We start from the raw sequence: 16,518 nt of genomic DNA, 5'->3' as shown, positions 1-16,518 counted from the left end.
GCGGGGCCGATTCGCCGGCCCCGCGGTCAGGCCGTTTCGAGCAGCCGTTCCGCCTGCGCGCGCGCCTCGTCGGTGACGGTCGCGCCCGACAGCATCCGCGCGATCTCCTCGCGCCGTTCCGCCTCGTCGAGCACGCGGACGCCGGTACGCGTCACCGTGCCGTCGTGGCTCTTGGCGATCAGCAGATGCTCGGCACCGCGCGCGGCGACCTGCGGCGAGTGGGTGACGACCAGCAATTGGGTGTGTTCGGCGAGCCGCGCCAGCCGCTCGCCGATCGCGCTCGCCACCGCCCCGCCGACGCCGCGGTCGATCTCGTCGAAGATCATCGTCGCCGCGCCGCCTTCCTCCGCCAGCGCGACCTTGAGCGCGAGGATGAAGCGCGACAGCTCGCCCCCCGAGGCGATCTTGGCGAGCGGCGCGAAGGGCGCGCCCGGGTTGGTCGCGATCTCGAACTCGACCCGATCCTTGCCATGCGACGACCAGCCGTCCGGCGCATGCGTGGCCACGACGGTGCGGAAGCGCGCCGCGTCGAGCTTCAACGGCGCCAGCTCGCCGGCCACCGCCACGTCGAGCCGTTCGGCGGCGGCATGGCGGCGCCGGGACAGGATGTCGGCGGCGGCGTCGTAATCGGCCCGTGCCGCGGCGACGGCGGTCTCCAGCACGGCGATGCCGTCCTCGCCGGCTTCGAGCCGTTCCAGCTTGGTTTGAAGATCCTCGGTCAGCGCGGCGAGTTCGTCGGGTTGGACGCGATGCTTGCGCGCCATGCCACGCAGCTCGAACAGGCGTGCCTCGTCCTCCTCCAGCGCGCGCGGGTCGAAGGCGAGGTCGCGTCGCGCCTCGGCCAATTGCTCTTCGGCGACCGTCGCCTCGATCACCGCGCGGTCGATCGCGGCGAGCGCCTCGCCCAGCGCGGCATGATCCTCGGCGATCCGTTCGAGGACGCGTGCCGCCTGGCGGAGCTGCGCGAGGCCGCCGTTCGATCCTTCGAGATAGTCGTCGATCGCGGCAAGCTCGTCGGCGATCTTCTCGGCGCGCTGCATCCCGCGCCGCTTGTCGGCCAGCGCTTCCTCCTCGCCGGGCTCGGCGGCCAGCGTGGTAAGCTCGCCGACCGCATGTTCCAGCCATTCGCGATCCCGCGCCGCGGTCTCGATCTCGGCACGCGCGGCGGCCAGCTTGGTTTCCGCCGCGCGGAGCGTCGTCCAGGCGCGCGCCGTATCACCCGGATCGACCCGGCCGAAGGCGTCGAGCAAGGCGCGATGGCCGCGCGGATTGAGCAGGCCGCGGTCGTCGTGCTGGCCGTGGATCTCGACGAGCATCGGCGCCATCTCGCGGAGCAGCGCAGCGCCGGCGGGCTGGTTGTTGACGAAGCCGCGGCTGCCGCCGTCGGCCTTGACGATGCGGCGCACCAGCAACGGCTCTCCCGGCTCGATCTCCACGCCATTGTCGTCGAGCAACGCGGCAAGCGGGCCGTTCGGCGGATCGAAGGTCGCGGTGACGACCGCCTGGGTCGCGCCATGACGGACGAGACCCGTCTCGCCACGGCCGCCAAGCGCCAGCCCCAGGGCATCGAGCAGGATCGACTTGCCCGCCCCGGTCTCGCCGGTGAGCACGTCGAGCCCGTGCCCGAATTCCAGGTCGAGCGCCTCGATCAGCACCACATCGCGAATGGACAGCGCGGTCAGCATCGCGGTCGATATAGCGCGGCGTTACCGGGATGTTGATCCCTAAACGTTCCGGTCTGTCACGAAAGTGTCGGCCGGCGCGCCGCGATCCATCAGCTCGTCGGCGTCTCGGTGCTCGGCACCGGCCCGCCGGTGGTGCCGCCGGTGGTCCCGACCGGGGTCGGCGCACCGGGGGCCTCGGCCTTGGGCGTCGCGGTGCCCGATTCGCCGGGCAGCGTCTGTGCCTTCGCACCGGGCGTGCCGGCCGGGATGATCGGCTGCCCCGCCGGGATCGGCGCGACGGGCTTGACCGGATGCTTCTGCATTAACTCGTAAGCGTGATTGTACCAGTCGCTTCCCGGATAATTGGCGCCGAGCACCGCGGTCGCCTTCTGCGCCTCGTCGGGCAGGCCGACGGCGAGATAGCTCTCGGTCAGCCGCATCAGCGCTTCGGGCGTGTGCGTGGTCGTCTGGAACTTGTCGATCACGGTGCGGAACCGCAGCGTCGCGGCGAGCCACTGGCCGCGCGTTTCGTAGAAGCGGCCGACTTCCATCTCCTTGCCGGCAAGGTGATCGTTGACGAGGTCGATCTTCAGCCGGGCGTCGGAAGCATAGCGCGTGTTGGGATAGCGGCGGGTCAGTTCGCCGAGCGCGTCGAGCGCCTGGCGGGTGATCTTCTGGTCACGCGTGACGTCGCGGATCTGCTCGTAATAGCTCAGCGCGACGAGGTAATAGGCATAGGGGGCGTCGCGGTTGCCGGGATGGACCGACAGGAAGCGCTGCGCCGACTGGATGCTCTGCGTGTAATCCTTGTTCAGATAATAACTGAACGCGCTCATCAGCTGCGCGCGGCGCGCCCAGATCGAATAGGGATGCTGGCGCTCGACCTCGTCGAACAGCACCGCCGCTTCCTTGTAGCGCCCTTGGTCGAGCCGCTTGCGCGCGGTCGAATAGAGCGTGCCGACGTCGCGCGCGACATAGGGCAGGTCGGACTTCGCACGATTGCGGGCGCAGCCCGCGACGGGAAGCGCGAGGACGGCGATCAGCGCTGCGGCAAGCGCCTTGGACTGGGGGATACGCATCGGCTAAGGCTCTTAGCGTAAGCCCGCCCGTGCGAACAATCCCCCCTGTCGCACGTTGGCGCCGAGTTGATACGATCACGAAAGGACCCGCATGCCTGCTACCCTGCTCCACACCCATCGCGTCGAAAAGCCATGGGGCCGGCATGATCTGGGCTTCGGGTTCGAGGATGCGCCTGCCGACGGCGAGCCGATCGGCGAAATCTGGTTCCAGGAGCCGGGTGACACGTCCCCCGACCTGCTCATCAAATATCTGTTCACCGGCCAGAAACTGTCGGTGCAGGTCCATCCCGACGACGAGCAGGCGCATGCCCGCGGCCTGCCGCGCGGCAAGGACGAATGCTGGACGATCCTGGCGGCGCGTCCCGATTCGACGATCGCACTCGGCCCCAAGGCACCGATCTCTGCCGAGCAGCTGCGCACCGACGCGCAGGACGGTTCGATCGAGGACGATCTCGACTGGGTGCCGGTCAAGGCGGGCGATTTCTATTATGCGCCATCGGGCACGATCCACGCGATCGGCGGCGGGCTGACGCTGATCGAGGTGCAGCAGAATAGCGAGACCACCTATCGCCTGTACGATTATGGCAGCGACCGCGAATTGCACCTCGATGACGGCGTCGCGGTGGCGCATCTGACCCCCTATCAGCCGATCACCTCGCCGGGCGCAGCCGGGGAGGGGCGGACGATCCTCGTCGAGGGGCCGAAATTCGTCCTCGAACGCTGGTCCGCCGGCAGCCATGACGTCGCCCTGGCCGAAGGGCAGACGGGCTGGCTGGTGCCGATCAGCGGCTCGGGCGAGGTCGCCGGTACCGCCTTCAAGGCGGGCGAATGCCTCACCGTCAGCGGCAGCGAGACGATCACCACCAGCGCCGGCGCCGACCTGCTGTTCGCCTATCCGGGCACCCGGCGCATCTGACCGGACGGGTCGGGAGAAAGCTTTAACTTCGAGTGGTTAGTACGCGGGTCATGCTCCGCGTACTGACGCTCTCGACCTTGTTTCCGGACGCTACCCGACCGAACTTCGGGATATTCGTCGAACGGCAGACGCGTGGCCTCGCCACTGCCGAGGATGTCGAGGTTCGCGTCGTCGCGCCGATCGGCCTGCCGCCCGGTCCGCTGGCGCTGATCCATCATGCCGACAAGCTGACGCTGCCCTTGCACGAGATATGGCACGGGTTGCCCGTCCATCGGCCGCGTTTCACCTCGATCCCCGGCGTCGGCGGGCGTTGGCACGCACACCATCTGGTCCGCGCGCTCGTGCCGCTGCTCGACGACATCCGCACCGACTTCGCCTTTGATGTCATCGACGCCTCCTTCTTCTTTCCGGACGGCCCGGCCGCGGTGGCATTGGGCGAGCGCTATGGCGTGCCGGTGTCGATCAAGGCGCGCGGCGCCGATATCCACCATTGGGGCACCAGCGGCCCGACCGCCGCGCAGGTCATCGCCGCCTCGCACGGCGCCGACGGCCTGCTCGCGGTCAGCGCCGCCATGCGGACGAACATGGCGGCGCTCGGCATGCCGGAGGAGCGTATCCGCGTTCATCTCACCGGCGTGGATCTGGCACGGTTCCGGCCGGTCGCGGACCGCCCGGCCGCGAGGACGGCGCTGGGGCTGACGGGGCCGCTGGTGCTGTCGCTCGGCGCGCTGATTTCACGCAAGGGCCACGATCTGGTGCTCCGGGCCGTGGCGGCCTTGCCGGGAGTCGCATTGGCGATTGCAGGCGATGGACCGGAGCGCGCGCGGCTGCTGGCTCTGGCCGACGAATTGGGATGTGCGGATCGCCTGCACCTGCTCGGTGCGGTGCCGCACGGCGAACTTCCGGCGATCTGTGCGGCGGCGGACGTCATGGCGCTGGCCTCCACGTCCGAGGGGCTGGCCAACGCATGGCTGGAGGCGCTCGCCTGCGGGACGCCGATCGTCATCTCCGATGCGGGTGGTGCACGCGAGGTCGTGGCCTCACGCGCCGCCGGGCGCATCGCGCACCGCGATCCGGCATCGTTCGCCGTGGCGATTGCCGACCTGCTCGCGGCGCCGCCGGAGCCGAAGGCGGTGCGCGCCACCGCGTCGGCCTTCACCTGGGAGGCGAATACCGCCGCCTTGGTCGATCATCTACGCGGGCTCGTTCGCCACGGCCGGCGCAGGACGATCCGGACGCGTCAGGCGTCTAGCGGGTAGAGCGCCGCACCGATCACGCGCCCCTCGCCACGCAGCACGCCCCAGGCGCGCGCGGCGGCACGGCTATCCATCGCCTCGACGCCGATCCCGCGATCCTCGAGCGCGCTGACCAGCGCGACCGGCGGCCGCACCAACGTCGCCCCGGTGCCGATCAGGATGAACTCCGGAGCGGCGTCGATCAGCAACTGCAACGCATCCTCGCCGAGCACCGAAAGCGCCGGCGGGGTCCATTCGACCGCCGTCTCATGCGTCATCAGCAGAGCGCGTGCCACATGCTCGTCGTCGACGCGATACCCACTGCCAACGAAGCCGCGGACGATCGGGCCGCCGGTCTGCGCGTCTGCCTGCATCCGCATCGCCTCAGCCCTCGCGCGGGCCGACGCGCTCCGCATTGTCGGCGACGCCGCGGGTCGGCTTGTCGCCGCCGGTCGGCTCGGCACGAAGACCGAGCGTGATGAGCAGCGACGACGACACGTAGATCGACGAATAGGTACCGACGACGATGCCGAGGATCATCGCGGCGGTGAAGCCGCGCAGCACGTGGCCGCCGAGCAGCAGCATTGCGACGAGCGCGAGCAGGATCGTCACCGAGGTCATAACGGTGCGCGGCAGCGTTTCGTTGACCGACAGGTTGATGATCTCGCGCATGTCCATCTTGCGATAGCGGCGCATGTTCTCGCGGATGCGATCGTCGATGACGATCTTGTCGTTGATCGAATAGCCGATGATGGTCAGCACCGCGGCGATGATGTTGAGGTCGAACTCGAACCGCGACAGGGCGAAGAAGCCGACCGTCATTAGCAGATCGTGGACGATCGCGACGATGGTGGAAACGCCGAACTGCCATTCGAAGCGCAGGATCGCGAACAGGCCGATGCCGAGCACCGCGAGCACGACCGCGAGCACGCCGTTGCGGATCAGCTCGCCGGACACCTTGCCGGACACGGTCGAATAACGGCTGAACGTCGCCCCGGGGAAGGCGCGTGCCAGCGCGGTTTCCACCTTCTTCACGACGGCGTTGGTCGCACCTTCGTCCGCACCTTCTTGCACCGGCAGGCGGATGATCAGCGTCTGCGGACCGCCCTGCTGCTGCAACGCGGCTTCACCGACGCCGAGGCCGTCGATCACCGAACGCACCTTGTTCTGATCGGGCGGGCTGGCGAACTTCTCCTCGATCATCAGGCCGCCGACGAAGTCGACGCCGAAGTTGAGGCCCTTGTAGACGGTCAACCCGACCGCGATCACGCTCAGCAGCAGCGTCAGCCCGAAGGCGAGGCCGCGCAGCCGGACGAAGTCGATGTTGGTGTTGTCGGGTACGATTTTCAGGAGGCGCATGTCTTGGCCTTTCGCCTCAGATGTTGATCGTCTTGGGCTTCTCGCGCCGGATCCACTGCGCGACGAGCATGCGCGTGAAGGTGACGGCGGTGAAGACCGAGGTGGCGATGCCGATCAGCAGCACGACCGCGAAGCCCTTCACCGGACCGGAGCCCAGCGCGAACATGATGATGCCCGAAATGGCATGCGTCATATTGGCCTCGAAGATCGTCCGGCTGGCTTCCTTGTAGCCGAGTTCGACCGCCTGGACGACCGAACGTCCGCGCCGGCGTTCCTCGCGGATACGTTCGTTGATGAGCACGTTGGCGTCTACCGCCGTGCCGATCGTCAAGACGAAGCCGGCGATGCCCGGCAGCGTCAGCGTGCCGTTGAGCAGCGCCAGCACGCCGAGAATGACGAACACGTTGATGACGACGGCGATGTTCGCATAGAGGCCGAACCGGCCATAGGTAAGGAACATGAAGGCGACGACCAGCGCGACCGCGACCGAGCAGGCGAGGATGCCGGCCCGCACCGAATCCGCGCCGAGGTCGGGGCCGACGGTCGATTCCTCGATGACCTTGAGGTTGATCGCCAGCTTGCCCGAACGCAGCGCGATCGCGAGCTGGTTGGCGCTGTCGACGGTGAACCCGCCGTTGATGACCGCCGAGCCGCCGAGGATCGCGGTCTCGATGTTCGGCGCGGTGACGACCTGATTGTCGACGATGATCGCGAACGGCTTGCCGACATTGGCCTGCGTCACGCGCGCGAACCGGTTGCCGCCCGCCGCGTTGAACGTGATCTGGACGTTGGGCTGGTTGGTCTGCTGATCGAACGCTTGGCGTGCGTCGGCGAGCTGGTCGCCCGAGATCATCACCGAGCGTTTGACGGCGATGAAGGGCACGCCTGACGGGTTTTTCGGATAGGGCAGGATCTGGCTGCCGATCGGGGCGATGCCCTTGACGAGATCCGCCGGGTTGGTGACCGTCTGATCGACCAGCTTGAATTCGAGCTTGGCGGTCTTGCCGAGCAGATCCTTCAGCGCCTGCGGATTTTGCAGGCCCGGCACCTGGACGAGGATGCGGTTGTCGCCCTGGCGGACGATGGTCGGTTCGCGCGTGCCGAGCGCGTCGATGCGCTTGCGGACGACGTCGGTGGCGTCTTCCATCGCCGTCTTGATCGCCTGCTGCAGGCCGGCCTGCGTCGGCGAGAGCACGAACCGGCTCGAATCGACGACCTGGATGTCCCATTCGCGCTGGCCGGTCATCCCCGCGCCGCCACCGGTGATGCCGAGCAGCCGCTCGCGCGCGGCATCGACCTGGCTGGGGTCGCGCAGCATGAAGCTGATCTGGTTGTTGCGCGTCGAGACGTCGCCGATGTCGATCCGCGGCGTGCCGTTGCGCATCGTGCCCTGGATCTGTTCGCGCATCGCCTCGATCCGCGTGTTCGCGAGATCCTGCGTATCCGCCTCGAGCATCAGATAGCTGCCGCCCGCAAGGTCGAGGCCCTTGTTGATGCGCGGGTGGAACGGCCAGCTGTTGGTGACGGACTCGGGCAGGAAGCTGGGGATCGACAGCGCGCAGAGCAGCGCGAGCACCGCCCAGATCGACGCTACCTTCCAGCGCGGAAAGTCGAGCATCAGTCGTTCGCCGGCTTCGTGTTGAGGCCGGTCACCTCGGCGAGCGTCGCCTTGACGACCCGGATGCGGGTATTCGGCGCGATCTCGATTTCGACGAACGCATCCTCGACCTTGGTGACCTTGCCCATCACACCGCCGGCGGTGACGACGCTGTCGCCCTTCTTCACCGCGGCCACGGCCTGCTGCAGCGCCTTCATGCGGGTCTGCTGCGGGCGAATCATCAGGAAGTAAAAGACGATGAAGATGAGAAGCAGCGGCGCGAAGCTGATGAGCGAGGCGTACCCGCCGGCATCAGCGGCGCTGCCGGCGGTCTGGGCATAAGCTGGAGAGATCAACATCGTATCCGTGCATGGCTGATCGGCGGGGGAAATCCTCCGCACAAGATAATCCGCGCGCTAGCATCGGTTAGGGCGGCGCGCAATGTTGCGCCGCTGCAACGGCTCTTCCCGGCGCAGCATCGATAAAGGCCGCTTGCATCCCCCGGCGGACCCGCCTACAGGCCCCGCTCCGGGATCGATGGCCATGTGCTGACGGTCCCTCGGTCGGGGCGTAGCGCAGCCTGGTAGCGCATCACACTGGGGGTGTGGGGGTCGCAGGTTCGAATCCTGTCGCCCCGACCATTTCATTCGCTCGGGACGGGCGAGCCGGATCGATCCCGCGGGATCTCCAGCCAATGACATTGCAGATTGCGTAAGCGCCGTCGCGGCGCAGATCTATCGGCTGCGCAGGTGTTGCAGCTCGGCCTGCAGATCGGCGCGGGTCAGTTCGAGATGCTGGATCATGAGCTGCTCGACCGTGTCGCCGTCGCCGTCGAGCCAGGCGGCAAGCAAATCGCGATGTTCGCGGTCGGCACGCGCGAACCGGCCGGCAGGCTCCAGATGCGCGATGACATAACGTTCGGCGAGCATCGCCAGCCGCTCGATCAGCTGGGTCGTCAGCATGCGGTCGCCGGGCCGCACCAGCGCGACGTGGAAGCGGCGATGGCGCACCGCGATCTCGGTCGGCGCGGCGCCACGCGCCTCTTCGAGCGCGGCAAGTGAGGTCGTCGCATAGCTGCGGTCGTCGCCATCCGCCTCCGCTGCACCGATCGCCGCGGCGCGCGGCTCGATCGCCAGGCGCAGCGCATAGATCTCATCCGCCTGTTCCGCCGATAGCGCACGCACCGAATAGCCGCGGTTCGCCTGGCTGTGGATCAGCCCTTCGTGTTCGAGCCGGACGAGCGCCTCGCGCAGCGGGATCTTGCTGACCCCCAATTCCGCGGCGAGCGCATCCTGCCGGATCGGCGCTTCGGCGCGGATCGATCCATCGACGATCCGTTCGCGGACGATTTCGAAGACCTGATCGGAAAGGGTCCGTACGACGATGCTCATCGGCTTGTTTCCCAGCGCGACGATCGCGACGCGTATACGGTCCTCTTCCAGAATCCGGCCGCAAGATCAACATATTGCAAATCGGATCACACCGCTGGCGGCGCTGCCCCCCAGCCCAGGCCGAGCGCTTTCTGCAAGGCGATGAAGTCGCCGGTCAGCCCCGCCGTGCCCGCCGACAGATTCTGTTCGGCGGCAACCCGTTGCCGTTCGGCGTCGAGCGTGTCGATCAACGTCGCGGTGCCGGCGCGGAAGCGTTGCTGCATCAGATCGGCGGCACGATCGGCGCTCGCCTTGCTGCGCAACAGGCTGGCGACCGTCTCGCGGCGATGGCCGAAGCGGGAGAGGGCATCCTCCGCATCCTTCAGCGCGCCGAGCACGGTGCCGCGATATTGCGCCTCGGCCTCGTCGCGCTGGCCCTCGGCCTGATTGATCCGCGCGCGGTTGCGACCGAAGTCGAGGAAATTCCATTGCAGCATCGGCGCGGCGAGGCCGACCAGCTTGTCCGGGCTGATGTCGGAGAGCTTGGTTCCGCCGAGGCCGATCAGCCCGAGGATGTTGAGCCGCGGGAAGCGCGCCGCGTCGGCGACGCCGACCTGCGCGGTGCGCTGCGCCAATTGGCGCTCGGCCGCGCGAATGTCCGGACGGCGCTGAAGCAAGGCTGCGGGATCGCCGACCGCGACCGCGGCGGGGGGCAACGGCACTGCGCCGATCGGGCTCAGTCGCGCATCGAGGGCGCCTGGCTCCTGCCCGGTCAGGACCGCCAGCGCGTTGAGGTAGCTTTCGAGCTCGGCCTGAAGCGGCACGATCTGGCCGTTGGTCGACTCAACCTGGCCACGCAGCCGCTCGACATCGAGATCGGAGGCGGCGCCTTGCCCGAACCGCTGCTGGGTAAGCGTGAGCATCTGCTGCTGCATCCGCGCCGCGTCGCGCGCCAAGGCGATGCGGCGCTGGACGTCGCGCAGATTGACATAGGCCTGAGCGACGTCGGCGGTGAGGCTGACCTGCGCATCGGCGACGTTCGCCTCTGCCGCCTCGGCCTGCGCCCGTGCGGCCTCGACCGAGCGGCGGCGGCCACCGAACAGATCGACCTCCCAGCTCGCGTCGAAGCCGAGGTTGTAGACGTCGACCGCGCTGGCGCCGGTGTCGCTGCCGCTCGTGCCGCCGAAGTCGAAACCGGGAATGCGGGCGTGCAAATAAACGGCCGAGGCATTCGCACTCGGTGCCTGATTGGCGCGCTCCAGCCGCAGCGAGGCGCGCGCCTGCCGCAGCCGTGCCGTCGCCACCGCAACGTTCGGGTTGGCGGCGAGCGCCTGCGTCTCGAGCTCGGTGAGCAGCGGATCGTTGAGCTGCGTCCACCAGGCTGCGACGCCCGGCGCCGCCGGCGAGGCGAGCGGGCCGCCGCGCTTGAAACCGGCGGGGGCGGCGGTGTCGGCGAGCGTCCTGGGCGGACCGGCGTAATTCGGGCCGACCGTACAGGCGCCGAGCGCCAATGCCGGGATCAGCAGAAGGGAAGGGGAGCGGAGAATTTGCATCATCGCCTCAATGCATCGCAACGGGGCCGCCCTGCGGCAGCGGGCGGAGGAACAGGACGAGCGGCACGACGCAGCAGATGCCGACCGACAGGAGCCAGAACAGGTCGTTATAGGTCATCACCAGCGCCTCGCGCTGGATCGTGCCGCCAAGCGACTGGATCGCGGTGGCGGCGCCACCGAGCGACCGGCCGGTGGCGGCGAGATAATCCTGCAGCGCGACCGAATTGGCGTTGAGCACTTCGTCAATCCGCCGGCTGTGCAGATAGCTCCGCTGGTCCTGCAAGGTGGCGATGCCGGCGAGTGCGAACGAACCGCCGATATTGCGCGCCGCGCTGAACAGGCCGGCGGCATCGCCGGCTTCCTCTGGCCGCACCGAGGCGATCGCCGCCTGGTTGAGGAAGACGAAGCCGAGGATCGTGCCGACGCCGCGCAGCAATTGAGAATCGGTGAAGGCACTTCCCACCGATTGCGCGGTCAGCGTCGTGTCGAGGTGGCAGCTCAGCGCCATCAGCAGCAGCCCGGAGGCGACCGCGACGCGGATGTCGAGATGGCGGATCATCAGCGGCACCAGCGGCATCATCAACAGGCTGGGAATGCCGCTGAGCAGCACCACCTTGCCCGATTGCAGCGCGTTATAGTCGGCGATCGCCGCGAGGAACTGCGGGATGACATAGCTGCTGCCGTACAGCACCATGCCGAGTACCAGCCCCATGATCGCGACACTGCCGAACTGACGGTCGATCAGCAGGCGCAGCTTGACCACCGGCTTTTCGGCAATGAACTGCCCGGCGAACAGCATCGCGAGCCCGAAGACGGTGAGCACGGTCAGCTTGATGATCAGCGCCGACTGGAACCATTGCTCGCGCTGTCCCTCTTCGAGAACGACGGTGAGGCCACCAAGACCCAGTGCGAGGCCGGCGATGCCGAGCCAGTCCGCCTTGAGCAATTCGCGAAGATGCGGCTTCTGGTGCGGCAGGCCGACGAGGAGCAGCACCAGAAGTACCGCGCCGACGGGGACGTTGAGGAAGAAGGCGTAATGCCAGCTGACGTTCTCGGTGAGATAGCCGCCGATCAGCGGCCCGAGCACCGGCCCCAGGATCGCGGTGACGCCGAACAGCGCGGTGCCGATCGGCTGTTGCGAGCGCGGCAGTCGCGTCGCGATGATCGTCATCGCGGTCGGGATCAGCGCGCCGCCGGTGATGCCCTGGCCGGCGCGGCCGATGATCATCATCGTCAGCGTCGTCGACAGGCCGCAGACCACCGAAAAGGCGGTGAACAGGATCGATGCGATCAGCAGGAAGGTCCGCAGGCCGAGCACGCGCTCAAGCCAGGCGGAGAGCGGGATGATGATGATCTCGGCAACAAGATAGGAGGTAGCGATCCACGTACCCTCGGTGCCGCTCGCGCCGATCTCGCCCTGGATCACCGGCAGCGCCGAATTGACGATCGAGATGTCGAGCGTCGCCATCAGCGCGCCGAGGCTGCCCGCCGCCACCGCCAGCCAAGCGGCGAGATCGGCGCGTTCGGGCGTGGCGGCCCGCGCCCGATTGCCCTGAGCCGCAGGAGCGGCGGCCGCGCTCATCGGCCGCGCCGCTCGTTATGCTGGTCCTGCTCGTCGCGGATGCGCTGCACGCTGCCCTTGGCGGAACGGGTATCGACCGTCACGTCGACCGACATGCCGGGAACCAGCAGCTTGCGCGTTTCGGGCCCCGCGTCGAGCGCGATGCGGACGGGTACGCGCTGAACGATCTTGGTGAAATTGCCGGTCGCATTCTGCGGCGGCAGCAGCGAGAATTGCGCACCGGTGCCCGGCGAGACGCTCTCGACGCGGCCGTGGATCTCGACACCGGGCAGCGCGTCCACGTCCAGCGTGACCGGCTGGCCGACGCGCATCAGGCCGAGCTGCGTTTCCTTGAAATTCGCCTCGACGTAGATCTGCTGCACCGGAACGATCGACATCAGCCGGGTACCGGCCTGGGCGAATTGGCCGATGCGCACCGTCTTGTCGCCGACGCGGCCATCGATACTGGCCCGCAGGATCGTCGCACCGACGTTGACCTTGGCGGCGGCGAGCTGCGCGCGGCTGGCCTCGCCCTGCGCGTTCGCCTGCTGGACCTGCGCCTGCAACGTGCCGACGCGGCGCGTCGCGCTGGTCAGCGCGGCCTGCGCCGAGGCGACCTGCGCATCCGCCTGACGCGCCTGGTTCAGCAGCTGCGACAGCTTTTCACGCGTTTCGGCACCGGAGGCGGCGAGCGGCTGGTAGCGGACGACCTCGGCATGCGCGAAGGCGGCATCGCTGCGCGCCGCGCTAAGGTCCGAGTGAGCCTTGTCGATCGCCGCCTGTTGTTCGCGGATCTGCGCGCGCACGCCCTCGGCATTGGCGCGGGCGACATCGATCTGCGCCTCCACCTGCGCCGCCTGCGCGTTATAGTCGCGCGCGTCGATCTGGAGGAGCGGCGTGCCGGCCTTCACCTGCTGGTTGTCGGCGACGAACACCTTGTCGACATAGCCCGACACCTTGGGCGAGATCGTTACCGCATCCGCCTGGATATAGGCGTCGTCGGTGCCCTGCATGAACTTGCCGACACTTTGGTAGCGCACGTACCACAAGACGCCGCCGATCACCGCGACGGCGATCACGATCAGCAGGATGATCCGCACCCGCGGGTTCTTGAGCGGCGAAGGCTTGCTTCGCGCCTGGTCCGAGTCGCCCTGCGATTCGGCGCTATCATCCCGATTTTGCTCGTTTTCGGCCATCAGCTTCATCTTCTTGCTTGGATCGGCGTCGTGATGCTCGCACTTGCAGCATTGTGCAAGACCATTTAATGAGGGTCCTCACATATGTCTGATTGCGAACCCCTTGCCGCCGAGCTGTTCCGGCTTTTCTTCCGGATGCAGCGTCTGATGAACCGGCGGATGGCGGAGCAGGGCGCGTCGCTGGCGCGGACCAAATTGCTGCTGTTCCTGTACAAGCGGGGGCCGTCGCGCGCGGCGGACATCGCCGACTTCTTCGATTACGCGCCGCGGACGGTGACCGAGGCGATCGACGGGCTCGAACGCGACGGGTTGGTGATGCGCACGCCCGACGAGCGGGACCGGCGCGTCAAACAGGTGTCGATCACCGACGAGGGGCGGCGGGTGATCGGCGAGACCGAACCGCTGCGCCACGAGCTCATCAACGGCGTGTTCGGCGCGCTTACCGTCGAGGAGCGGCTTGCGCTTGCCGGCATGGTTGACACCCTTTCGACGGCGCTCGACGCGGAAGAGGCGCGTCCACGGCGCTGACGCCTATTGCATCCGGATCGGCCTGTGTTAGCCTCTGTTCGTCGCCGGAAGAGCGACGTTGAGGAGAGGTGCTATGGACCGGTATCAGCCGACCTTGTGCCAATGCGGCTTCGGCATCCTGTGCTGCGCGAGCGGTGCGGCGCTGTCGATCTGCGCGGTGACGTTCGCCCTGTTGGGCTGATCCGCCCGGCGGTCGCGCTTAACGTCAGCAGCAGCGACCGCCGTTGCGTCCGCCATAGCGGGCTTCCTGCCGGTTGCGGAAGAAGGCCGCCTCGCTCATCACCGGCGCATCGGGGTGCGCCGCCGCCATATGCGCCACATAGGTGCGATAGGACGGCACGCCGACCATCAAACGGCCGGTTTCGGCGATGCCACGCAGGATCGTCCCGACGTTCATTCCGCTGCCACTGCCAGCGCGGGAATCTCGCTGACGCTCGGCGCGTCGAGACGGCGCGCGATCAGGCAGGTGCGTATGCCATAGCCGATGACCGACACCACCACCGCGAGGAACAGCGCGCAGAGCGCCGCGTCGATCCGGTCGTTCATCACGATCCGCCCCATCTCGCCGAGCGACTTGGCGGGTGCCAGCGTCTCGCCGCGCGCCGCCGCGTCGGCGAAGCGGCGGGCGTGGGCGAGGAAGCCGACCTTCGGATCGCCGGAGAAGAGCTTGAGCAGGCTGGCGGTCACCGTGCACAGCACCAGCCACGTCGCCGGCAGGATCGTCACCCAGGCATAACGCGCGCGCTTCATCCGGAACAGCACGACGGTGGCAAGCACCAGCGCCACCGCGGCGAGCATCTGGTTCGAGATGCCGAACAGCGGCCACAAGGTGTTCACCCCGCCGAGCGGATCGGTGACGCCCTGATACAGGAAGAAGCCCCAGGCCGCGACGCACAAGGCGGTGGCGATCAGCCCCGGGACGAACGAGGTCGAGTTGCGGAAGCGCGGCACCGCGAGGCCGATCACGTCCTGCAACATGAACCGGCCGGCGCGGGTGCCGGCGTCGACCGCGGTCAGGATGAACAAGGCCTCGAACAGGATCGCGAAATGATACCAGAAGGCCATCATCGCGCGCCCGCCGATCAGATGGCTGAAGATCTGCGCCATGCCGACCGCGAGCGTCGGCGCGCCGCCGGCGCGGCTGATGATCGTCTTCTCGCCGACGTCGCGGGCGGTGGCGGCGATCGTCTCGGGCGTGATCGCGAAGCCCATCGCCGATACCGCCGCGGCGGCGCTGGCCGGGTCGGTGCCGACGACCGCGGCGGGGCTGTTCATCGCGAAATAGACGCCGGGATCGATGATCGACGCACCGACCAGCGCCATGATCGCGACGAAGCTCTCCATCAGCATCGCACCATAACCGATGAAGCGCGCATCGCCCTCGCTGGCGATCAGCTTGGGGGTGGTGCCACTGGCGATCAGCGCATGGAAGCCCGACACCGCACCGCAGGCGATGGTGATGAACAGGAAGGGGAAGAGCGAACCCGACCAGACCGGGCCGCTGCCGTCGACGAACCGGGTCAGCGCCGGCATGCGCATCGGCGGCGCGACGACGACGATGCCGATCGCCAGCGCGGCGATAGCGCCGATCTTGAGGAAGGTCGACAGATAGTCGCGCGGCGCGAGCAGCAGCCACACGGGGAGCAGCGCGGCGACCGCGCCATAGCCGATCAGGATCCAGCAGAGCTGCACCGGCGTATAGGTGAACCACGGCGCCAGACTGGTCGAGGCGGCGACGTTCTGGCCGTAGACGATCGCGAGGATCAGCCCGACGAGGCCGAGCAACGAGACTTCGCCGATCCGGCCGGGCCGGATCCAGCGGGTATAGACGCCCATCAGGATCGCGAGCGGGATCGTCGCGGCGACGGTGAACATCCCCCAGGGGCTGTCGGCGAGCGCGCGCACGACGATCAGCGCCAGCACCGCCAGAATGATAATCATGATCATGAACGCACCGAACAAGGCGATCGTCCCCGGCACCGCCCCCATCTCCATCCGGATCAGTTCGCCGAGCGAGCGGCCGTCGCGCCGCATCGACAGGAACAGCACCATGAAGTCCTGCACGGCGCCCGCCAGCACGACGCCGGCGAGGATCCACAACATGCCCGGCAGATACCCCATCTGCGCCGCGAGCACCGGGCCGACCAGCGGCCCCGCACCGGCGATCGCGGCGAAATGGTGGCCGAACAGCACGCGACGGTCGGTCGGGACGAAGTCGAGCCCGTCGGGGTGGCGCTGCGCCGGGGTGGGGCGCGCCGGATCGATGCCGACCACGACCTTGGCGAGATAGAGCGAATAGAAGCGATAGGCGATCAGATAGACCGAGACCGCCGTGACGACGATCCACACCGCATTGACGGTCTCGCCGCGGGCGGTCGCCACCACCGCGAGGGCGCCGGCGCCGATCAGCGCGACGACGATCCATCCGATCCTGCTCGCGAAGGTCATCGATCCGTCCCC

At 68.0% G+C, this 16,518-nt stretch carries 15 protein-coding genes and 1 tRNA gene; 4 read left to right on the top strand and 12 right to left on the bottom strand.

Features of this window, described 5'->3' with window-relative positions:
- Positions 1-26 precede the first annotated feature (26 nt).
- Both recN and AC07UH_RS08055 read right to left on the bottom strand, forming a co-directional pair.
- Positions 27-1,685, bottom strand: a complete 1,659-nt coding sequence (gene recN / locus AC07UH_RS08060) for a DNA repair protein RecN (RefSeq protein WP_495180204.1) — start codon at positions 1,683-1,685, stop codon at positions 27-29.
- 89 nt (positions 1,686-1,774) lie between these two features.
- The gene (locus tag AC07UH_RS08055) at positions 1,775-2,743 is read right to left on the bottom strand and encodes an outer membrane protein assembly factor BamD (RefSeq protein ID WP_038659425.1); all 969 of its coding nucleotides are present in this window, start codon (positions 2,741-2,743) and stop codon (positions 1,775-1,777) included.
- 91 nt (positions 2,744-2,834) lie between these two features.
- On the opposite strand from AC07UH_RS08055, the gene AC07UH_RS08050 reads away from it, so the two are divergent.
- Both AC07UH_RS08050 and AC07UH_RS08045 read left to right on the top strand, forming a co-directional pair.
- Positions 2,835-3,659 carry a pirin family protein gene (locus AC07UH_RS08050; RefSeq protein ID WP_137897331.1) on the top strand — a complete coding sequence of 275 codons (825 nt, stop codon included), beginning with the start codon at positions 2,835-2,837 and terminating at the stop codon, positions 3,657-3,659.
- A 50-nt stretch (positions 3,660-3,709) separates the two neighbouring features.
- The gene (locus AC07UH_RS08045; RefSeq protein ID WP_495180205.1) at positions 3,710-4,918 is read left to right on the top strand and encodes a glycosyltransferase; all 1,209 of its coding nucleotides are present in this window, start codon (positions 3,710-3,712) and stop codon (positions 4,916-4,918) included.
- Here AC07UH_RS08045 and AC07UH_RS08040 read toward each other — a convergent pair.
- From AC07UH_RS08040 to yajC, 4 genes are read right to left on the bottom strand one after another with little or no spacing between them, the layout of a single operon-like run.
- Complete coding sequence (locus AC07UH_RS08040; protein WP_495180488.1) at positions 4,900-5,268, bottom strand: MTH938/NDUFAF3 family protein; 369 nt, start codon at positions 5,266-5,268, stop codon at positions 4,900-4,902. The genes AC07UH_RS08045 and AC07UH_RS08040 overlap by 19 nt on opposite strands.
- Positions 5,269-5,278: 10 nt before the next feature.
- A complete protein-coding gene (gene secF, locus AC07UH_RS08035) occupies positions 5,279-6,253 on the bottom strand; it encodes a protein translocase subunit SecF (protein WP_038659414.1) in 975 nt (324 codons plus the stop codon).
- A 16-nt stretch (positions 6,254-6,269) separates the two neighbouring features.
- Positions 6,270-7,871 (bottom strand): protein translocase subunit SecD, encoded by a 1,602-nt coding sequence (gene secD, locus AC07UH_RS08030; protein ID WP_038659411.1) that lies wholly within the window; start codon positions 7,869-7,871, stop codon positions 6,270-6,272.
- A complete protein-coding gene (gene yajC / locus AC07UH_RS08025) occupies positions 7,871-8,209 on the bottom strand; it encodes a preprotein translocase subunit YajC (RefSeq protein ID WP_495180206.1) in 339 nt (112 codons plus the stop codon). Before yajC ends, secD begins: the two co-directional genes overlap by 1 nt.
- Positions 8,210-8,414: 205 nt before the next feature.
- Here yajC and AC07UH_RS08020 point away from each other — a divergent pair.
- Positions 8,415-8,491: transfer RNA gene (locus tag AC07UH_RS08020), tRNA-Pro, on the top strand.
- Between the two features lie 93 nt (positions 8,492-8,584).
- Here AC07UH_RS08020 and AC07UH_RS08015 read toward each other — a convergent pair.
- The 4 genes from AC07UH_RS08015 to AC07UH_RS08000 all read right to left on the bottom strand — a co-directional run bounded on the left by AC07UH_RS08015 (position 8,585) and on the right by AC07UH_RS08000 (position 13,530).
- Complete coding sequence (locus tag AC07UH_RS08015; RefSeq protein WP_137897329.1) at positions 8,585-9,241, bottom strand: GntR family transcriptional regulator; 657 nt, start codon at positions 9,239-9,241, stop codon at positions 8,585-8,587.
- Between the two features lie 86 nt (positions 9,242-9,327).
- Positions 9,328-10,773 (bottom strand): efflux transporter outer membrane subunit, encoded by a 1,446-nt coding sequence (locus tag AC07UH_RS08010; protein ID WP_495180207.1) that lies wholly within the window; start codon positions 10,771-10,773, stop codon positions 9,328-9,330.
- Between the two features lie 7 nt (positions 10,774-10,780).
- Positions 10,781-12,355 (bottom strand): MDR family MFS transporter, encoded by a 1,575-nt coding sequence (locus tag AC07UH_RS08005; RefSeq protein WP_137897328.1) that lies wholly within the window; start codon positions 12,353-12,355, stop codon positions 10,781-10,783.
- The gene (locus AC07UH_RS08000; RefSeq protein WP_495189834.1) at positions 12,352-13,530 is read right to left on the bottom strand and encodes an HlyD family secretion protein; all 1,179 of its coding nucleotides are present in this window, start codon (positions 13,528-13,530) and stop codon (positions 12,352-12,354) included. Before AC07UH_RS08000 ends, AC07UH_RS08005 begins: the two co-directional genes overlap by 4 nt.
- Positions 13,531-13,614: 84 nt before the next feature.
- Between AC07UH_RS08000 and AC07UH_RS07995 the strand changes: the two genes are divergently transcribed.
- The gene (locus AC07UH_RS07995) at positions 13,615-14,058 is read left to right on the top strand and encodes a MarR family winged helix-turn-helix transcriptional regulator (protein ID WP_038659399.1); all 444 of its coding nucleotides are present in this window, start codon (positions 13,615-13,617) and stop codon (positions 14,056-14,058) included.
- A gap of 205 nt (positions 14,059-14,263) precedes the next feature.
- On the opposite strand, the gene AC07UH_RS07990 is transcribed toward AC07UH_RS07995, so the two are convergent.
- Together AC07UH_RS07990 and AC07UH_RS07985 are read right to left on the bottom strand one after the other, a co-directional pair.
- The gene (locus AC07UH_RS07990) at positions 14,264-14,455 is read right to left on the bottom strand and encodes a YbdD/YjiX family protein (protein WP_038659396.1); all 192 of its coding nucleotides are present in this window, start codon (positions 14,453-14,455) and stop codon (positions 14,264-14,266) included.
- Positions 14,452-16,506, bottom strand: coding sequence for a carbon starvation CstA family protein (locus tag AC07UH_RS07985; protein ID WP_495180209.1), 2,055 nt, complete (start codon positions 16,504-16,506; stop codon positions 14,452-14,454). Before AC07UH_RS07985 ends, AC07UH_RS07990 begins: the two co-directional genes overlap by 4 nt.
- Positions 16,507-16,518: the final 12 nt, after the last annotated feature.

It is taken from the genome of Sphingomonas sp. GW821-FHT04B01, assembly GCF_059420425.1.
This window is presented reverse-complemented; position numbering and strand designations above follow the sequence as displayed.